Annotated in this window: 19 protein-coding genes and 2 riboswitches; all 19 genes read left to right on the top strand. The window is 42.2% G+C overall.

Features of this window, described 5'->3' with window-relative positions; translation table 11 throughout:
* The first annotated feature begins 39 nt into the window (after positions 1–39).
* The 19 genes from ACTHRG_RS07660 (at position 40) to sufB (ending at position 17,463) form a co-directional block, all read left to right on the top strand.
* The gene (locus ACTHRG_RS07660) at positions 40–1,824 is read left to right on the top strand and encodes an acyl-CoA dehydrogenase family protein (protein WP_076258842.1); all 1,785 of its coding nucleotides are present in this window, start codon (positions 40–42) and stop codon (positions 1,822–1,824) included.
* Positions 1,825–2,033: 209 nt separating this feature from the next.
* Positions 2,034–2,393, top strand: coding sequence for an arsenate reductase family protein (locus ACTHRG_RS07665; protein WP_076259007.1), 360 nt, complete (start codon positions 2,034–2,036; stop codon positions 2,391–2,393).
* Between the two features lie 74 nt (positions 2,394–2,467).
* Positions 2,468–2,851, top strand: coding sequence for a glycine cleavage system protein GcvH (gcvH, locus tag ACTHRG_RS07670; RefSeq protein WP_076258840.1), 384 nt, complete (start codon positions 2,468–2,470; stop codon positions 2,849–2,851).
* Positions 2,852–3,011: 160 nt separating this feature from the next.
* The gene (locus ACTHRG_RS07675; protein ID WP_440230951.1) at positions 3,012–3,251 is read left to right on the top strand and encodes a YusG family protein; all 240 of its coding nucleotides are present in this window, start codon (positions 3,012–3,014) and stop codon (positions 3,249–3,251) included.
* Positions 3,252–3,828: 577 nt separating this feature from the next.
* Complete coding sequence (locus ACTHRG_RS07680; protein WP_076258835.1) at positions 3,829–4,182, top strand: toprim domain-containing protein; 354 nt, start codon at positions 3,829–3,831, stop codon at positions 4,180–4,182.
* Between the two features lie 15 nt (positions 4,183–4,197).
* Positions 4,198–4,506, top strand: a complete 309-nt coding sequence (locus ACTHRG_RS07685; protein ID WP_076258833.1) for a thioredoxin family protein — start codon at positions 4,198–4,200, stop codon at positions 4,504–4,506.
* A gap of 146 nt (positions 4,507–4,652) precedes the next feature.
* Positions 4,653–5,924 (top strand): MFS transporter, encoded by a 1,272-nt coding sequence (locus ACTHRG_RS07690; protein ID WP_440230952.1) that lies wholly within the window; start codon positions 4,653–4,655, stop codon positions 5,922–5,924.
* 143 nt (positions 5,925–6,067) lie between these two features.
* Positions 6,068–6,406, top strand: coding sequence for an SCP2 sterol-binding domain-containing protein (locus ACTHRG_RS07695; RefSeq protein ID WP_440230953.1), 339 nt, complete (start codon positions 6,068–6,070; stop codon positions 6,404–6,406).
* Positions 6,407–6,457: 51 nt separating this feature from the next.
* A riboswitch (SAM riboswitch) is annotated at positions 6,458–6,559 on the top strand.
* 85 nt (positions 6,560–6,644) lie between these two features.
* Entirely contained in the window at positions 6,645–7,961 is a 1,317-nt protein-coding gene (locus ACTHRG_RS07700) for an O-acetylhomoserine aminocarboxypropyltransferase/cysteine synthase family protein (protein WP_076258826.1), read from the top strand.
* Between the two features lie 140 nt (positions 7,962–8,101).
* A riboswitch (SAM riboswitch) is annotated at positions 8,102–8,205 on the top strand.
* Positions 8,206–8,357: 152 nt separating this feature from the next.
* Complete coding sequence (locus ACTHRG_RS07705) at positions 8,358–9,383, top strand: methionine ABC transporter ATP-binding protein (RefSeq protein ID WP_335687127.1); 1,026 nt, start codon at positions 8,358–8,360, stop codon at positions 9,381–9,383.
* Entirely contained in the window at positions 9,376–10,044 is a 669-nt protein-coding gene (locus tag ACTHRG_RS07710; protein ID WP_335687128.1) for a methionine ABC transporter permease, read from the top strand. Before ACTHRG_RS07705 ends, ACTHRG_RS07710 begins: the two co-directional genes overlap by 8 nt.
* A gap of 12 nt (positions 10,045–10,056) precedes the next feature.
* A complete protein-coding gene (locus tag ACTHRG_RS07715) occupies positions 10,057–10,902 on the top strand; it encodes a MetQ/NlpA family ABC transporter substrate-binding protein (RefSeq protein WP_440230955.1) in 846 nt (281 codons plus the stop codon).
* Between the two features lie 123 nt (positions 10,903–11,025).
* On the top strand, positions 11,026–11,397 hold the full coding sequence (locus ACTHRG_RS07720) for a carboxymuconolactone decarboxylase family protein (protein WP_440230956.1): 372 nt from the start codon (positions 11,026–11,028) through the stop codon (positions 11,395–11,397).
* Between the two features lie 294 nt (positions 11,398–11,691).
* On the top strand, positions 11,692–11,844 hold the full coding sequence (locus ACTHRG_RS07725) for a hypothetical protein (protein ID WP_169799774.1): 153 nt from the start codon (positions 11,692–11,694) through the stop codon (positions 11,842–11,844).
* Positions 11,845–12,177: 333 nt separating this feature from the next.
* The gene (sufC, locus tag ACTHRG_RS07730) at positions 12,178–12,963 is read left to right on the top strand and encodes a Fe-S cluster assembly ATPase SufC (protein WP_035329355.1); all 786 of its coding nucleotides are present in this window, start codon (positions 12,178–12,180) and stop codon (positions 12,961–12,963) included.
* 17 nt (positions 12,964–12,980) lie between these two features.
* Positions 12,981–14,291 carry a Fe-S cluster assembly protein SufD gene (sufD, locus tag ACTHRG_RS07735; RefSeq protein WP_440230957.1) on the top strand — a complete coding sequence of 437 codons (1,311 nt, stop codon included), beginning with the start codon at positions 12,981–12,983 and terminating at the stop codon, positions 14,289–14,291.
* The gene (locus ACTHRG_RS07740) at positions 14,291–15,520 is read left to right on the top strand and encodes a cysteine desulfurase (protein ID WP_076258814.1); all 1,230 of its coding nucleotides are present in this window, start codon (positions 14,291–14,293) and stop codon (positions 15,518–15,520) included. Before sufD ends, ACTHRG_RS07740 begins: the two co-directional genes overlap by 1 nt.
* Positions 15,510–15,959 carry a Fe-S cluster assembly sulfur transfer protein SufU gene (gene sufU / locus ACTHRG_RS07745; RefSeq protein ID WP_076258812.1) on the top strand — a complete coding sequence of 150 codons (450 nt, stop codon included), beginning with the start codon at positions 15,510–15,512 and terminating at the stop codon, positions 15,957–15,959. The genes ACTHRG_RS07740 and sufU overlap by 11 nt, the downstream gene beginning before the upstream one ends.
* Positions 15,960–16,065: 106 nt before the next feature.
* The gene (gene sufB, locus ACTHRG_RS07750; RefSeq protein ID WP_076258810.1) at positions 16,066–17,463 is read left to right on the top strand and encodes a Fe-S cluster assembly protein SufB; all 1,398 of its coding nucleotides are present in this window, start codon (positions 16,066–16,068) and stop codon (positions 17,461–17,463) included.
* Positions 17,464–17,625: the final 162 nt, after the last annotated feature.

Here is a 17,625-nt window from a genome sequence, read left to right on the forward strand (position 1 = left end):
ACAGGCTTTTCTCTGCAAAAACAGAATGGAGGAAAGTAAATGTCAAATCAAACTGAAAATCTTATCAAAGGCGGAAGCTTTTTAATCGAAGATGTTTCCTATGACCGGGTTTTTACACCTGAAGACTATACAGATGAGCAGGTTATGATTGCTAAGACGACTGAAGATTATGTAGTGAATGAAGTTGTACCGCAAATTGAACATCTTGAAAACCATGAATTTGACCGTTCGGTAAAACTATTGAAGCAAGCTGGAGATCTTGGCCTATTAGGCGCAGATGTTCCAGAGGAATACGGCGGACTTGCATTAGATAAAGTAAGCTCAGCACTTATTGCAGAAAAAATGGCGCGTGCAGGCGGCTTTTCCATCTCTCACGGCGCACATGTCGGCATTGGCTCTCTTCCGATTGTTCTATTTGGAAATGAAGAGCAAAAGCAAAAATACCTTCCTGAACTTGCTACAGGTGAAAAGCTTGCCGCTTATGCATTGACAGAGCCAAGCTCAGGTTCTGACGCTCTTGGGGCAAAAACAACCGCCAAGCTGAATGCTGAGGGCACACACTATGTATTAAACGGTGAAAAGCAATGGATAACAAATGCAGGCTTCGCAGATGTATTCGTAGTATATGCAAAAATTGACGGCGAACACTTTTCTGCATTCATCGTTGAAAGAGAATTCCCAGGTGTATCTGTAGGGGCAGAAGAAAAGAAAATGGGAATCAAGAGCTCTTCTACCCGTACGTTAATTCTTGAAGACGCCAAGGTGCCAAAGGAAAACCTGCTGGGTGAATTTGGCAAGGGCCATGTGATTGCTTTTAATATCTTAAATATTGGCCGCTATAAGTTAGGTGTAGGAGCAGTTGGCGGAGCGAAGCGTGCATTCGAACTGGCTGTTCAGTATGCGAACCAGCGCCAGCAGTTTAAGACACCTATCTCTCAATTTAATTTGACTAAAGAAAAACTTGGCACAATGGCTTCAAAAATTTATGCAGCAGAAAGCGCAGTGTATCGTACAGTGGGTTTGTTCGAGGACCGTATGAGCAAGCTTACAGATGAGGAAATAAAAGATGGCAAGGAAGTCGCAAAGTCAATTGCTGAATATGCCATTGAGTGCTCCATGAATAAATTCTTCAATACGGAAGTCCTCGACTACGTAGTAGATGAAGGTGTTCAGATCCACGGGGGCTACGGTTTCATGGCTGAATATGAGATTGAAAGAGCTTATCGTGACTCACGCATTAACCGTATTTTCGAAGGAACAAACGAAATCAATCGTCTATTAGTACCGGGCACATACCTTCGCAAAGCACTTAAAGGAGAGCTTCCACTATTTCAGAAAGCTCAGGCGCTGCAGGAAGAGCTCATGATGATGATGCCTGAAGAGCCTGGTGACGAGCCGCTTGCGCAGGAAAAATATCTGGTTAAGAACGCGAAGAAGATCGGATTGCTTGCTGCTGGTCTGGCAGCACAAAAGTATGGAAAGGCTCTTGATAAAGAACAGGAAGTACTCGTAAACATTGCGGATATTATTTCGAATGCTTATGCAATGGAATCTGTTGTTCTTCGTACTGAAAAGGCTATTGAAAAAGCCGGCCTTGAAAAGAGCAAACAAAAGCTCCTGTACACTCAAATCTTCTGCCAGGAGGCATTTAACGAAATCGAGCAGGATGCAAAGGAAACACTTGTGGCAGTTGAAAACGGCGATGCACTGCGCATGATGATGTCAGCACTGCGCAAATTCACACGCCATACGCCAATCAATGTGATTACCAAGAAGCGTGAAGCATCAGAAAAACTGATCGACGCGGAACGTTTTACCGTTTAATCTGGCTTAGCTCCCTTCCGATGAAGGGGGCTTTATTATTGTAAAAATAACCATTCAAAAACTTTTTCCGGCATGCAGGAACAAATAGAAAAATGTCGAATATTAAATTGGTGATCAAGGTTATGCTTTGTCACCCTTTTATGTTACTATTCAATTAAAAGGCAGCAATTTTGGATAAGCTTGAATTTGCTAAAATGGGTGGTGAAAAAATGGCGTTGACTTTTTATTGGTATCCTAAATGCGGGACATGCCGTAAGGCCAAGAAATGGCTTGACGAACATAATCTGTCCTATGAAGAAATACATATTACAGAGAATCCGCCTTCCCGAAGCGAACTTGAAGCGCTTTATAAAAACAGCGGTTTGGAACTAAAAAAGTTCTTTAATACGAGTGGCCAAAAATATAGGGAGCTCGGCTTGAAGGACAAAGTAAAAACCTCTTCTGATGAAGAACTGCTCGACATTTTGGCAACAGACGGCATGCTGATCAAGCGGCCGCTGATGACAGATGGAGAGAAAGTAACAGTTGGCTTCAAAGATGAGGAATATGAAAAGACATGGCTTTCCTAATAGCTGGAAGCCACCATTAACCATGAGATCGATTACTGATCATAAATTGAAATATTTATATGGAGGGATACATAATGAGCACACCAAAAGAATTACGTTATTCAGAAGAGCATGAGTGGGTAAAAACAGAAGATGGGAAAGTACGCATTGGGATTACGCATTTCGCGCAATCAGAACTTGGTGACATCGTATTTGTTGAGCTTCCTGAAGTTGGCGATGAGCTGAGTGCAAACGAACCATTCGGAAGCGTAGAATCTGTAAAAACAGTGTCTGAACTTTATGCGCCTCTAAGCGGTAAAGTGGTTGAAGTAAATGAAGACCTTAACGACAACCCTGAGTTCGTAAACGAATCTCCATATGAAAAAGCATGGATGGTTGTGGTGGAGCCTTCAGATTTAAGCGAAGTAGAAAGCTTGATGACTGCTGAGCAATATGAAGAAATGACAAACCAAGACTAATTAGAGAGCCGGTTCACTTCCGAACCGGTTTTTTGCGTCTTTTAGGGTATATCATGTCCAGCTGCTTCTGCATTTTGTTCTTACCTTTAATTGCTATTTTTCTTTTACAGAGACATGGCAAAACTATGGGTACCCAGATGCATGAAAGGAATGATTACCCATGACATTGAAGCAGCAGAAAATCGATATAACTGACCGGGTCGTCGGCAAACTTAACAATAATGGGATAGATCTTTATCTTGAAAACGAAAAAATTGGACAAATCAGCCTTCCGGAAGGATCTTCTTTCAACTTGTCCCATCATTTTGAAACCGAACACCAAAAAATATACCAGAATGTCTCCGTCCCGGATCAAGCGCAATCACGCTACACAGACTGTGACGAAGGCGGCTGGTGCTGACTACTGTAAACAGCGGAATAACTTCCGCTGTTTATTTAATAGGCTAAAGCAGTTTGAACGGGCATACAATGAAATAAGTCTTTTTAAAATATATATTTTTCTTCAAAAACATTTTTTCTTTCCTAAACCGGGCAAGGAATATATAAATCAGCACAGCCCTAACCTCCAAAATGGGCAGGAGATTCACACCATAACCAAGAATAATGAATATATTAAGATAAAAACCAATGCATGACTGGCTTTAACTTTGGCTGTTTTCGAAGGGTATGATGTTTTTTATTTATTATATGCTGAGTTGATTGTAGCGGAAGGTGTGAGATCCTCGAAAATGCATTCGTATTTTCTTCGTGCGGTTGTTTACTCAAGGAAGCTTATTCAAAGTCCTGCGGGAGTAGCGGGACAGGTGAGACCCCGCAGACGCGCAGCGTCGAGGAGGCTCACCGCCCGCCCCGCGGTTCGCTGAGCAGCCTGGTGCGAAAATCAACGGACAGCATTGATGCGCAAAATAAAACATTTTATACGAAAAGAGCTTAACTTTAACGAACAGTTTCAAAATAACCCCTTTCAGGTGATGACGATGAACGATGGAATTCCGGAAAAAGTGATTATTGTCGAGGGAAAGTCAGATAAAACAAAAGTTAAAAGCATTATAAGAGAGCCTGTTGAAATTATCTGCACAAATGGAACAATAAGCATTACCAAACTGGATGAATTAATTGACACACTGTTTGATAAGGATGTATATATATTGGTGGATGCCGATTCAGCAGGTGAAAAGCTGAGGAAACAATTCAGAAGGGAATTTCCAGAGGCAGAGCATCTATACATCGATAGAATGTACAGAGAAGTAGCGACAGCACCTGAACACCATTTGGCAACAGTGCTGCTCGGAGCTAACATTGACATTTATACACAATATCTGGACAGATAAAGTAAGGATGATAAAATGCAGGAATGGTCGCAGCAGGACATTGAGGAAGCGATTAGCGGAGAAGAAACGATTCTTATCTATTTGTATACGCCTATGTGCGGAACCTGCCAGATGGCAGGAAAGATGCTGGCAGTTACAGAACAATTACTGCCAGATCAAAAAATGGGGAAAGCGGACTTAAATTATATGCCGCAATTGGCTGAAAAGTGGGGAGTGGAAAGCGTACCCTGCCTCCTCATCTTCAGAAAAGGAACTTTACATGAAAAATTATATGCTTTCCGATCCGTACCCTATTTATTGGATAAAATCAGAAGCATCGATTAGCACAAACCAGGAGCATAGCAGCCTGGTTTTTTGCATGTTTTAAAAAGGTCTTTTCACTATTCGAAATATATTTACAAATCCATTCCGAAAGAGTATGATACTTAGGGAATCGAAATAAAAATCATAAAGTGCAGGAAGGGATCCGCATGGCATTTTACAGGGAGTGGGCTGGTCAGTTTAAAGGTTATAACCGCAACATAAAATTGGCTTTTATGGCGAATATCCTTACACAAATTGGTTTTGGGATATTCATGGTAATCTATAATTTCTACATAAGGGAGCTCGGCTACTCAGAAAGTGTTAATGGACAAATCATATCCATGACTGCTCTCGCGACAGCAATGATTCTTGTGCCGGCAGGGATCGCCAGCGACCGAATTGGCAGAAAAAAAGCGATGATGTTTGGTGCAGTTGCAACAGGTGTAGTTATGCTCTTCAGAAGTATAGTTGAAATGCAGGAACTCCTGATTTTATTTGCATTTTTAACCGGGCTGACAACAGCCTTTCTTCAGGTATCGGGCATACCATGGCTGGCTGAAAATTCAAAGGCTGACCAAAGGGTTCATCTGTTCAGTATCCATTTTGCTATATTGACGGGCGCAAATGTGATCGGGAACTTAAGCGGGGGCATCTTAACGGATGTATTTCTTTTGTTTACGGATCAGCTCACCAGCATCCGCATCACCCATCTGATTGCAAGTGTGTTTTTCATAGCCGGCTTATTTCCAATTTTGCGTTTCGCAGAGGTTTCGAAAGATCAACACGATGCAAAGGGCATAAAAGGCTGGTCATTCAAAAACCTCTCAGCTAAAAATGACGGTGTCAAAATTATCGCGATGTTTGCTTTTGCTCAGCTTCTAATTGGAATTGGCGCAGGACTTGTTATTCCGTATCTGAATCTATACTTCGCAGACCGCTTTGATGCCTCCAATTCAGCTATTGGCATAATTATTTCATTAGGGCAGGCTGCCACGGCCTTTGCCATGATTATCGGACCGGTTGTGGTAAGAAAAGTGGGAGAGGTTAAAGCCGTTGTAATCCTGCAGCTTATGTCACTTCCTTTCCTGCTTTTAACCGCTTATACTGAAAATCTTTGGCTGGCTGCCATCGGCTTTTTGTTCCGGCAGGCGCTGATGAATGCGGGAAATCCTATACAAATGTCATTGATGATGTCAAAGGTAAATGATTCGATGAAAGGACTGGCAAACTCAGTCAATCAGATGGTGTTCAATCTGGGCTGGGCTGTAATGGGCCCGGTTTCAACAGGAATCGTCATGAGATATGGAGATTATTGGGGATATGCACTCGTATTCACCATTACAGCTTCTTTATACTTGATTGGCTCTCTCTACTTTTTCTTTGTATTCAGAGGCTATAAAAAGACAAAAACTGCAGCCCCCTCTGTGAAAATAGTATGATCTGACATATTTCTCGGGAAATGAAAAGGCAATGCCAATTAAACAGGCATTGCCTTTCAGGTTTTGTCGAATGAAAAATAAAGGATTAATGCTTTTTATTACTGAATATAAAAGTAATTGACCCCATTCAAAGAGGTGAGGCTGTGAGGGATTTACCTGATGTATTCATCCGGGAATTAAAGGTAAAAGGGCATCTTGGATTTTTCTTAAGAAAATCAAACTTTTCTTTGCTTATTAAAGCGGGAAATATATGCATTCCATTGAAGATTTCGAATGGAGAAATACGGAAGGCGAGCCACACCCGCCACTTTGATGTGGAAATCTCGGGATCAGAAGAAGCTGTACTGTCACTGATTACAGGAGAAGTAACATTAAGAGATGCCATCTCCCGAAATGAAATTTTGACGGAAACCACTTACAGAAAAAAGTTGCTGCTCGAGTCTTTTTTCTGTTTAGGGAAAATTTCACTGCACAATACTTGACCGTTTTTTAAATAGTATGATAATATCATTTTAATATTAATTAACTGAATATTCTTATCAAGAGAGGCGGAGGGACTGGCCCAGCGAAGCCCGGCAACCGGTAAAGTACACGGTGCTAAATCCAGCAGAGCAGAATGCTCTGGAAGATAAGAAGAGTCGATACAGCCCTCTTCTTATGAAGGGGGTTTTTCAGCTTTTCTAAATTAGATACAATCATTTTTATAGAGGAGAGATAGCGATGACGGACAAACAGAAAAATTACCGCTTTGAAACAATTGGAGTACATGGGGGGCTGAAGCCTGACCCTGTAACTGGCGCGAGGGCGGTCCCAATTTATCAGAATAATGCTTATCAGTTCAAGAATACAGATCACGCAGCAGATCTCTTTGCCCTGAAAGAGCCGGGATATATTTATAGCAGAATACATAATCCCACTGTCAGTGTATTTGAGGAAAGAGTGGCCCTGCTTGAAGGAGGAGTGGGTGCGCTGGCTCTTGCCAGCGGCCAGTCTGCTATTACGCTTGCCATTTTAAATATTGCCGAAGCTGGTGATGAAATTGTTGCTGCATCCAATTTATATGGAGGTACTTATAATTTGTTTGCAGTCACACTTCCCAAGTATGGAATAAAGGTGAAACTGGTCGATCCAAAGGATCCGGAAAATTTCCGCAGCGCCATTACAGATAAAACAAAGGCTGTCTTTGCCGAAACGATTGGAAACCCGAGCCTGAAAATCCTGGATATTGAAAAGGTTGCCGCAATTGCACACGAAAAAGGTGTGCCGCTGATTGTCGATAACACTTTTGCTACCCCTTATCTTTGCAGGCCTATTGAACATGGAGCTGATATTGTCATACACTCTGCGACAAAATGGCTGCTCGGCAATGGTACCACTATGGGGGGAATAATAGTTGACGGCGGAAAATTCGACTGGAATTCCCCTAAGTTCCCGGGATTCACAGAGCCGGATCCGAGCTACCATAATATTGTCTATAGCGAAGCAATCGGCGAAGCAGCTTATATTATCAAAGCCCGTGTACAGCTGTTAAGAGACTTAGGGCCGGCAATGAGTGCGCAAAGTGCATTTCAGTTCACATTGGGCCTTGAGACTCTGCATGTAAGAATGAAGGAGCATGTTGCCAATACTAAAAAGGTAGTGGAATATCTGGAGGCGCATCCGGCCGTTAATTGGGTGCTCTATCCAGGTCATGAAAGCCACCCGGACAAAGAATTGGCAGATAAATATTTGCCAAAAGGAGCCGGAGCAGTGGCTGTATTTGGAATAGCTGGCGGAAGAGAGGCTGGAGCCAAGCTGATCAATAGCCTGCAGCTATGGGCACATGTGGCAAATGTCGGGGACGCAAAGAGCCTGATTATTCACCCTGCAAGCACTACTCATCAGCAGCTGGATGAAGAAGGCTTAAAGGCTGCGGGAGTTTCGGAGGATCTAATTCGGATTTCGATCGGCATCGAAAATGCAGAAGATTTAATTGAAGACCTGGAACAGGCGATAGAAGCAGCTGCAGGTCTCACATCACTTGCTGCAAAAGCGTAAAGGGAAATTTACCATTCACTTTTTTCCGAAAGTTTGAAATTTCATCGTTGACACCTTTTTAATGGCTATGATACGATAGCAAACGTAATTAAAAAACTGCTTAATTCATTTAAAGTATTAATTGAATATAGAACGTAACGCTCTTATCAAGAGAGGTGGAGGGAAGTGCCCTATGAAGCCCGGCAACCGTCAATTAGTTGAAATGGTGCCAATTCACTCAAAGCATAGCTTTGATAGATGAGAGAAAGGACTAAATCTCTTTATGCCTTTCTGCTCATGTGCAGAAAGGCATTTTTGCTTTTGCGCATGAAAGCCTATGAGGAGTAAAAGATAAGGGAATAAAAGCAGTCTATTAATTATTATCTGTATCTTTCGATAAAAGAGGTGACTATCACGTTGATTTCCATAAAGGATGTACAGAAGATATTTTCTTCAAAAAAAGGCCAGGTTAAAGCAGTTGATGATGTAAACCTGGAGGTAAAAGAAGGAGAAATATTCGGTGTTATCGGATATAGCGGTGCAGGTAAAAGTACCTTAATCCGCATGCTCAATGGGCTGGAGCTTCCTACCCATGGCAGTGTTACTGTAGCAGGCAATGAGGTTTCAAAGATAAAGGGAAGCAAGCTGAGAAAAGCTCGTCAGGAAATAAGCATGATTTTCCAGCATTTCAACCTGTTATGGTCAAGAACAGTAAGAGAAAATATTGCATTTCCGCTTGAAATCGCAGGTGTTTCCCGGCAGGAAAGGCTCAAAAGAGTAGACGAGCTCATTAAACTCGTCGGTCTGGAAGGAAGGGAAGATGCCTACCCTTCTCAGCTTAGCGGAGGTCAAAAGCAAAGGGTCGGAATTGCCAGAGCCCTTGCCAATAATCCAAAAGTGCTGCTTTGTGATGAGGCGACATCTGCCCTTGATCCTCAGACAACAGATTCCATTTTGGAGCTGCTTGTAGACATCAATGAACGACTGGGCTTAACCATTGTCCTTATTACACATGAAATGCATGTAATCCGTAAAATCTGCCATCGGGTTGCTGTTATGGAAGGCGGCCGGATTGTGGAAATCGGACCTGTATTGGATGTCTTTAAGAATCCGAAAGCTGTGATTACAAAGCGCTTTGTCCAGCAGGTGACAGAGCCTGAAGAAACGAAGGAAACAATTGATCATCTGGTCGATTTGTATCCAAAAGGAAAAGTAGTCCAATTAGGATTTGTCGGCGAATCAGCTGAACAGCCATTGATTACAAACCTGATCCGTCACTTCCAGGTAACTGTTAATATTCTTCAGGGGAAGATTTCCCAGACGCAGAATGGTTCCTACGGTACCTTATTCATCCATGTTGATGGAGAACCAGAGGAAGTTGCAAAAGCAATCGAATATATCCATTCTCAGCAAGTGGGCGTGGAGGTGATTTCCAATGCTTAATGAATGGTTTCCAAATGTGAAATGGGACTCCATGTGGGAAGCTACTGTGGAAACTCTCTATATGACAGCTATTTCTGTTATTGCAACCTTTATTTTAGGAGCGATTTTGGGGCTGCTGCTCTTTTTGACCTCGAAAGGGAATATATGGGAAAATGCAGCAGTCAATAAAGTTATCTCTGCGTTCGTCAATATTTTCCGTTCGATTCCATTTATTATCCTGATTGTATTGCTGATTCCTTTCACGAAGCTTTTGCTTGGAACAATGATTGGGGAGGATGCGGCATTGCCTGCATTAATTATTGGTGCTGCCCCGTTTTATGCCCGAATGGTGGAAATCGGCTTGAGGGAAATTGACAAAGGGGTAATTGAAGCTGCCAAGTCTATGGGCGCAAAAACAAGCACGATCATCTGGAAGGTTCTGCTTCCAGAATCAATGCCCGCCCTTGTTTCGGGAATTACTGTGACAGCTATCGCACTGGTTGGCTACACGGCAATGGCTGGTGTAATCGGTGCCGGGGGACTTGGAAATCTGGCTTATCTGGAAGGATTCCAGCGGAGCCGAAGTGATGTAACGCTTATGGCGACCGTCATTATTTTAATCATCGTATTTATCATCCAGTTTATTGGAGATATCATTACAACAAAATTAGACAAACGATAAGGAGAGATTGACATGAAAAAATGGTTATCACTTGCTCTTGCACTGGCAGTTGCACTTGTTCTTGCAGCTTGCGGCACTTCAGAAGAGGGCGGCAATGCCGGAGAAGGCGGAGATAGTAAAGATAGCAAAAAGATTACAGTGGGGGCTTCCAATGTCCCTCATGCTGAAATTCTTGACGAAGCAAAGCCATTACTTGAAGAAAAAGGCTTTGAACTTGATGTTGTAACATTCCAGGATTATGTATTGCCAAACCAGGCTCTAGAGTCTAAAGAACTTGATGCTAACTACTTCCAGCACATTCCTTATCTTGAGTCACAAAAGGCTGAGCATGGATATGATTTTACGAATGCAGGCGGAATTCATATTGAACCAATCGGTGTGTATTCCCAAAAGTATAAAAAACTTGAGGAGCTTCCAAAGGGTGCAACCATCATCATGAGCAACTCAGTCGCAGACCATGGCCGCATCCTTTCCATGCTTGAAGCTGAGGGACTTATCACTTTAAATGAAGATGTGGAAAAAACGGAAGCAACACTGGAAGATATAAAAGAAAATCCAAAAAAATTAAAGTTTGATACTGAATATGAAGCATCACTTCTTCCTCAGATTTACAATAATGGAGAAGGAGACGCAGTCCTGATTAACTCCAACTATGCAATCGATGCAGGATTAAATCCTCTTAAAGATTCAATTGCAATCGAAGATAAAGATTCACCATATGTAAATGTAATTGCAGTACGCACAGGTGATGAAGAAAAAGAAGGAATTAAAGCTCTTGTGGAAGTGCTTCGTTCCAAGGAAATCCAGGATTTCATTCTTGAAAAATATGAAGGTGCCGTTGTGCCGGTATCTGAGTAAAGCAGAAATGCAGGCGTTCACAGCGCCTGTTTTTTTTGTGGATCAGCAATCCCGCTTCCCGTATAGATTGAAAAGCAATCAAACATACTAACCTTGATACTATTTGAAATGGAGTGGAGATCGATGGAACATTATCAGGAACCTTCAAACTCAATAGAAGAAGCCCTGCATGATTATAAAGTCGGATTAGGTGTTTTTACTGAAAAAATGCCGGATTTGGCAAAGCATTATAATGCTTTTACAGAAGCCTGCTTTAAAGAAGGAGTGTTATCCCAAAAAGAGAAGCAGCTGATCGCCCTCGGCATCAGTTTATATTCTCAGGATGAGTACTGCATTATTTACCACATGAAAGGCTGCATTGATCAAGGTGCGTCTGAAGAAGAGATTCTTGAGGCAGTAGGAGTAACAGCAGCTTTTGGCGGCGGAGCGGCAATGAGCCAGGCAGTTACGCTTGTCCAGGAGGCCATGACCGAATTGAATCAGCGAAATCACTGAAAATCTTCTCCTGCTTAGCAGCAGGAGTTTTCTTTTGAAATGATGATTTTTCAGAAAATTTATAAAAACAACCATTAATCCAGAGCATTCGGCCAGTATTCTAAGGATAGGAAGTATGAAAGCGTTTCACCAGTTCTCATTCCTTATTTTGCTAAAAAAATCAGGTTTTTTCCGCTTTGTGCGGGGTATAGTGTGAGTGTTAAGATTTTAGATGTAAAACCAAATGCTGAAAAGCATAAAAACCGAAAGGATTGATTCATTATCAGTCAGTTACAGCTGAACTACACGAGTGAAATGGAAAAAGCTATGCAAGCTGCCCATGGAGTTGGATATGAAGTGTACAGCCGGAAACATGATATTCGAATGGAAGTTGAAAAAAGACGTGAAGAAGATTATCTTCAAAGCCAGCGGTTAGTTGCAGATCTTGAAAGAAAAATTCATTCCTAAGTTAAAGGTATATATAATAATGAAGTAAATAGTAACCAGTGCCAATGATGCACTGGTTTTCTTTTTGCAGTACATGAAATTACAGTACCGGGAAAAAATAGACAGGACATGCTGGTTTCCGGTAATTTCACTCTTTGATGACAAAGATTTTATATGATAAAATCTATATCTGCAGGCTTTCTAAACATTTTCGTTTGAAAAGTTTGTTTATGGTCTCAAAGAGTTGCTATGATATTTGATTTGTTATAAGATTGTAATGAGAATAAAATGAGAATAGAGATTTGCGGATGAAACCGATTTACAAATCTTTTTTTATTGACGGAGGTATATATTATGGCAGGATCAGTACTTACAATTAAAGACCTTCATGTTGCTATTGAGGGAAAAGAAATACTAAAAGGTGTAAACCTTGAGATTAAAGGCGGAGAAATTCACGCAATCATGGGGCCGAACGGTACAGGTAAATCTACTTTATCTTCTGCTATCATGGGCCATCCAAAATATGAAGTAACACAGGGAAGCATCACTTTAGATGGTAAAGATGTTCTTGAAATGGAAGTTGACGAGCGCGCACGTGCCGGCCTATTCCTTGCAATGCAATATCCAAGTGAAATCAGCGGCGTAACAAATGCCGATTTTTTACGTTCTGCAATTAATAGCCGCCTTGAAGAAGGAAATGAAATTTCTCTTATGAAATTCATCCGCAAAATGGACAGCAAGATGGAATTCCTTGAAATGGATCTTGACATGGCTCAGCGTTATCTTAATGAAGGTTTCTCAGGCGGAGAAAAGAAGCGCAATGAAATTCTTCAATTAATGATGCTTGAACCTAAAATGGCTATCCTGGATGAAATCGATTCCGGATTGGATATCGATGCATTGAAAGTTGTTTCAAAAGGAATCAATGAAATGCGCGGAGAAGAGTTCGGATGCTTAATCATCACACACTATCAGCGCCTTCTTAACTACATCACACCTGACCATGTTCACGTCATGATGCAGGGCCGCGTTGTAAAATCAGGCGGACCGGAGCTTGCACAGCGCTTAGAAGCTGAAGGATATGACTGGATTAAGAAAGAATTGGGCATTGAAGACGAAACAGTTGGGCAAGAAGCGTAAGCGTTAGGGGGATCACTATGACAACGGAAATAAAACTACCATTTGATAAGGAATATGTTAGTTCCTTTTCAAAAGATATGGGCGAGCCGGCATGGCTGACAGAACTCCGTCTAAATGCGCTTGCAGACGCGGAAAGCCTGCCAATGCCAAAGCCTGATAAAACTAAAATAGATAAATGGAACTTCACACAGTTCGAAAAGCACATTGTCGGAAGTGAAGACTTTGCGTCTCTAAACGACCTTCCTGAAGATGTAAGAAACCTGATTGATACAGAAGCTGGCGATCAGAATTTATATATTCAGCGCAATAATAGACCAACGCATTTGACTGTATCTAAAGAACTGCAGGAAAAAGGTGTTATTTTCACAGACATCTTTACAGCGGCAAGAGAACACAGTGAGCTGCTACAGAAGTATTTTATGAAGGATGGCGTCAAAACGGACGAACACCGTTTAACTTCTTTGCACGCGGCTCTTTTAAACGGCGGAGCGTTCTTGTACGTTCCGAAAAATGTGGAAATTTCAGCGCCGATTCAAGCTGTATATATCCATGATGATAAAGAGGCAAACCTGTTCAACCATGTATTGGTTGTAGCTGATGATAACAGCTCAGTTACTTACGTGGAAAACTATCTTTCTGTAGTTGAGGAAGCGAACGGCATCTTCAATATTGTTACAGAGGTCATTGCAGGTGCAAATGCACGAGTACAATATGGTGCGGTTGACACACTTGCTAAAGGAACAACAGCTTATGTGAACCGCCGCGGGGTTGCAGGCCGTGATGCCCGCATTGAATGGGCTCTTGGACTTATGAACGATGGCAATACAGTTTCAGAGAATACAACTAACCTTGTTGGAGACGGTTCTTTCGGGGATACTAAAACAGTTGTTGTAGGACGCGGAGAACAGACTCAAAACTTTACAACGAAAGTAGTTCATTTCGGAAGGAATTCTGAAGGCTACATTTTAAAGCATGGGGTTATGAAAGACTCTGCTTCATCCATCTTTAATGGAATCGGTAAAATTGAACATGGGGCTTCCAAGTCAAATGCCGAGCAGGAATCACGCGTACTGATGTTAAGCGAAAAAGCGCGCGGGGATGCCAACCCGATTTTATTAATCGATGAAGATGATGTAACAGCAGGACACGCAGCTTCAGTCGGCCGTGTGGATCCATTGCAGCTTTATTATTTAATGAGCCGCGGCATCTCCCAAAAAGAGGCTGAACGTCTTGTTATTCACGGCTTCCTGGCGCCTGTTGTTAATGCTCTTCCAATTGAAGGCGTTAAAAAGCAGCTGACTGCCGTTATTGAAAGGAAAGTAAAATAATGAATGCCCGTGAGATTCGGCAAATGTTTCCCATCCTGGATCAGGAAGTCAATGGAAATCCTCTTGTTTATCTGGACAGTGCCGCTACTTCCCAAAAGCCTGTTCCGGTAATTGAGGCGATTGATAAATACTACCGGGAATATAATTCGAATGTTCATAGAGGCGTCCATACGCTAGGCACGAGAGCAACCGATGGCTATGAAGGTGCCAGGGAAAAGGTGCGTAAATTCATTAATGCAAAATCTACTGAGGAAGTTATTTTCACAAGAGGAACAACAACTTCCATCAATACAGTTGCAGCAAGCTACGGACGCGCTAACCTCTCAGAAGGCGATGAAATTGTGATCTCCTATATGGAGCACCACAGCAATATCATTCCGTGGCAGCAGGTAGCGAAACAGACGGGTGCCACATTAAAGTACCTTCCCCTGCAGGAAGACGGAACCATCTCCCTTGAGGATGTCAGGACAACCGTAACAGCCGATACCAAAATCGTATCGATCATGCAGGTATCGAATGTACTTGGTGTTATGAACCCGATTAAGGAAATTGCAAAAATCGCCCATGAAAATGGCGCTATTATGGTTGTGGATGGTGCACAAAGTGCTCCGCATATGAAAATAGATGTTCAGGACCTGGATTGTGATTTTCTTGCTTTTTCCGGTCATAAGATGTGTGGCCCTACCGGCATTGGTGTTCTTTACGGAAAGAAAAAGCACCTTGAAAAAATGGAGCCGGTTGAATTTGGCGGCGAAATGATCGACTTTGTCGGCCTCTATGAATCAACATGGAAGGAGCTTCCGTGGAAATTCGAAGGAGGCACGCCAATTATTGCAGGTGCCATTGGGCTGGGTGCTGCTATTGATTTCCTTGAGCAGATTGGCCTGGACGAAATCGAGGCATATGAGCACAAACTGGCCGCCTATGCTATGGGAAAAATGTCTGCTATAGACGGAATGACCATATATGGGCCGAAAGAAGCCTCGAAACGGGCCGGTCTGGTTACCTTTAATATAGACGATGTTCATCCACATGATGTGGCTACTGTATTGGATGCAGAAGGAATTGCAGTCCGCGCCGGCCATCATTGTGCACAGCCGCTGATGAAGTGGCTTAAGGTGTCGGCAACTGCACGTGCAAGCTTCTATCTGTACAATACGGAAGAAGATATTGATAAGCTTGTTTCAGGGCTTGTCAAAACAAAGGAGTATTTCAGCGATGTCTTCTAAAAATTTAGATACCCTTTACCGCCAGGTTATAATGGATCATTATAAAAACCCTCGTAACAAAGGGGTACTTGAAGATGACAGCCTGACGATCAATATGAATAACCCTACTTGCGGGGACCGTATTCAATTGACGCTGAAGCTTGAGGACGGCAAAGTGGCTGATGCGAAATTTGAAGGAGAAGGATGTTCCATCTCCATGTCCTCAGCTTCCATGATGACCCAAGCCATCAAGGGTAAAAATATTGAAGAAGCCTTAAAGTTTTCCAAAGTTTTCTCTGACATGATGCTGGGAAAAGAATATGATGAAGATGATCTGGATCTTGGCGATATCGAAGCTCTTCAGGGAGTTTCCCAATTTCCTGCCCGAATCAAATGCGCCACTTTAGCATGGAAAGCAATGGAAAAAGGCGTTGGCACGGAGAAAGAAGAACAGGAATAAATCAATCAAACGTTTGATTAAAAACTTTTTCGTCTGCCTTGTGTGCTAAAAAACTATGAATTGATAGGGTGTGAACCCTTTCCTATATGAATGGAGGAATACGACGATGGCAAAAAAGATGCCTGAGATCGGCGATTACAAGTATGGTTTTGCCGATAAAGACGTTTCCATTTTCCGATCAAAACGCGGTTTGACAAAAGAAATTGTAGAAGAGATTTCAAAATTGAAGGAAGAGCCACAATGGATGCTTGACTTCCGTTTAAAATCATTGAACCATTTCTATAACATGCCTATGCCGCAATGGGGCGGAGATTTAGCGTCATTAAACTTTGATGAAATTACGTATTATGTAAAGCCTTCTGAAAAAACTGAACGCTCTTGGGATGAAGTTCCTGAAGAAATCAAACAGACATTTGATAAATTGGGTATTCCAGAAGCGGAGCAGAAGTATCTTGCTGGTGTTTCTGCACAGTATGAATCAGAGGTTGTTTACCATAACATGCAGGAAGACCTTGAAGCAAAAGGAATCGTATTCAAGGATACAGATTCCGCTCTTCGCGAAAATGAAGATATTTTCCGTGAGCACTGGGCAAAAGTCATCCCTCCAACAGACAACAAATTTGCTGCATTAAACTCAGCCGTTTGGTCTGGCGGATCGTTCATCTATGTTCCGAAAGGGGTTAAGGTTGATACGCCATTACAGGCATATTTCCGCATTAACTCTGAAAACATGGGGCAATTTGAGCGTACCCTTATCATCGTTGATGAAGGGGCACATGTACACTATGTAGAAGGCTGTACAGCACCTGTGTACACAACTAACTCACTACACAGTGCGGTTGTTGAAATCATCATCAAAAAAGACGCATATTGCCGTTATACAACCATTCAAAACTGGGCAAACAACGTATTCAACCTGGTTACGAAGCGTGCTGTTTGTGAATCAAACGCCACAATGGAATGGATTGACGGAAACATCGGTTCAAAACTGACAATGAAATATCCGGCAGTTATTCTTAAAGGAGAGGGCGCTCGCGGCATGACCCTTTCTATTGCATTAGCAGGCAAAGGGCAGCATCAGGATGCAGGTGCGAAAATGATTCACCTTGCACCGAACACTTCTTCAACGATCGTATCGAAATCGATTTCCAAGCAGGGCGGTAAAGTAACATACCGCGGAATCGTTCACTTCGGCCGCAAAGCTGAAGGTGCACGCGCCAATATCGAGTGTGATACGTTAATTATGGATAACCAGTCAACTTCGGATACGATTCCATACAATGAAATCCTGAACGACAACATCTCTCTTGAGCATGAAGCGAAGGTTTCAAAAGTATCAGAAGAACAGCTATTCTATCTTATGAGCCGCGGAGTTTCTGAGGAAGAAGCAACAGAAATGATCGTAATGGGCTTCATTGAGCCATTTACGAAAGAGCTTCCAATGGAATACGCAGTAGAAATGAACCGCCTGATCAAGTTTGAAATGGAAGGTTCCATCGGTTAATAGCTATTTTAGAAAACCCGTTTACCGGCCATGGTAAACGGGTTTTTAAATAGAATAGGTTCTATTATTTTTGGAAAAATGATGAATAAATTGCTAAAGTGGAGATATATCACTTTGATAAAAGCAAAATCAGTTTTCATTTTAATTTATCAAGACTAAGGC

Source organism: Cytobacillus sp. SAFR-174, from assembly GCF_051964675.1.
Lineage (GTDB): Bacteria > Bacillota > Bacilli > Bacillales > Cytobacillaceae > Cytobacillus.

Coding starts and splice junctions, on each gene's coding strand:
- ACTHRG_RS07660 (WP_076258842.1), top strand. CDS start 40: ATGTCAAATCAAACTGAAAATCTTATCAAAGGCGGAAGCTTTTTAATC.
- ACTHRG_RS07665 (WP_076259007.1), top strand. CDS start 2,034: ATGGCGTTGACTTTTTATTGGTATCCTAAATGCGGGACATGCCGTAAG.
- gcvH (WP_076258840.1), top strand. CDS start 2,468: ATGAGCACACCAAAAGAATTACGTTATTCAGAAGAGCATGAGTGGGTA.
- ACTHRG_RS07675 (WP_440230951.1), top strand. CDS start 3,012: ATGACATTGAAGCAGCAGAAAATCGATATAACTGACCGGGTCGTCGGC.
- ACTHRG_RS07680 (WP_076258835.1), top strand. CDS start 3,829: ATGAACGATGGAATTCCGGAAAAAGTGATTATTGTCGAGGGAAAGTCA.
- ACTHRG_RS07685 (WP_076258833.1), top strand. CDS start 4,198: ATGCAGGAATGGTCGCAGCAGGACATTGAGGAAGCGATTAGCGGAGAA.
- ACTHRG_RS07690 (WP_440230952.1), top strand. CDS start 4,653: ATGGCATTTTACAGGGAGTGGGCTGGTCAGTTTAAAGGTTATAACCGC.
- ACTHRG_RS07700 (WP_076258826.1), top strand. CDS start 6,645: ATGACGGACAAACAGAAAAATTACCGCTTTGAAACAATTGGAGTACAT.
- ACTHRG_RS07710 (WP_335687128.1), top strand. CDS start 9,376: ATGCTTAATGAATGGTTTCCAAATGTGAAATGGGACTCCATGTGGGAA.
- ACTHRG_RS07715 (WP_440230955.1), top strand. CDS start 10,057: ATGAAAAAATGGTTATCACTTGCTCTTGCACTGGCAGTTGCACTTGTT.
- ACTHRG_RS07720 (WP_440230956.1), top strand. CDS start 11,026: ATGGAACATTATCAGGAACCTTCAAACTCAATAGAAGAAGCCCTGCAT.
- ACTHRG_RS07725 (WP_169799774.1), top strand. CDS start 11,692: ATGGAAAAAGCTATGCAAGCTGCCCATGGAGTTGGATATGAAGTGTAC.
- sufC (WP_035329355.1), top strand. CDS start 12,178: ATGGCAGGATCAGTACTTACAATTAAAGACCTTCATGTTGCTATTGAG.
- sufD (WP_440230957.1), top strand. CDS start 12,981: ATGACAACGGAAATAAAACTACCATTTGATAAGGAATATGTTAGTTCC.
- ACTHRG_RS07740 (WP_076258814.1), top strand. CDS start 14,291: ATGAATGCCCGTGAGATTCGGCAAATGTTTCCCATCCTGGATCAGGAA.
- sufU (WP_076258812.1), top strand. CDS start 15,510: ATGTCTTCTAAAAATTTAGATACCCTTTACCGCCAGGTTATAATGGAT.
- sufB (WP_076258810.1), top strand. CDS start 16,066: ATGGCAAAAAAGATGCCTGAGATCGGCGATTACAAGTATGGTTTTGCC.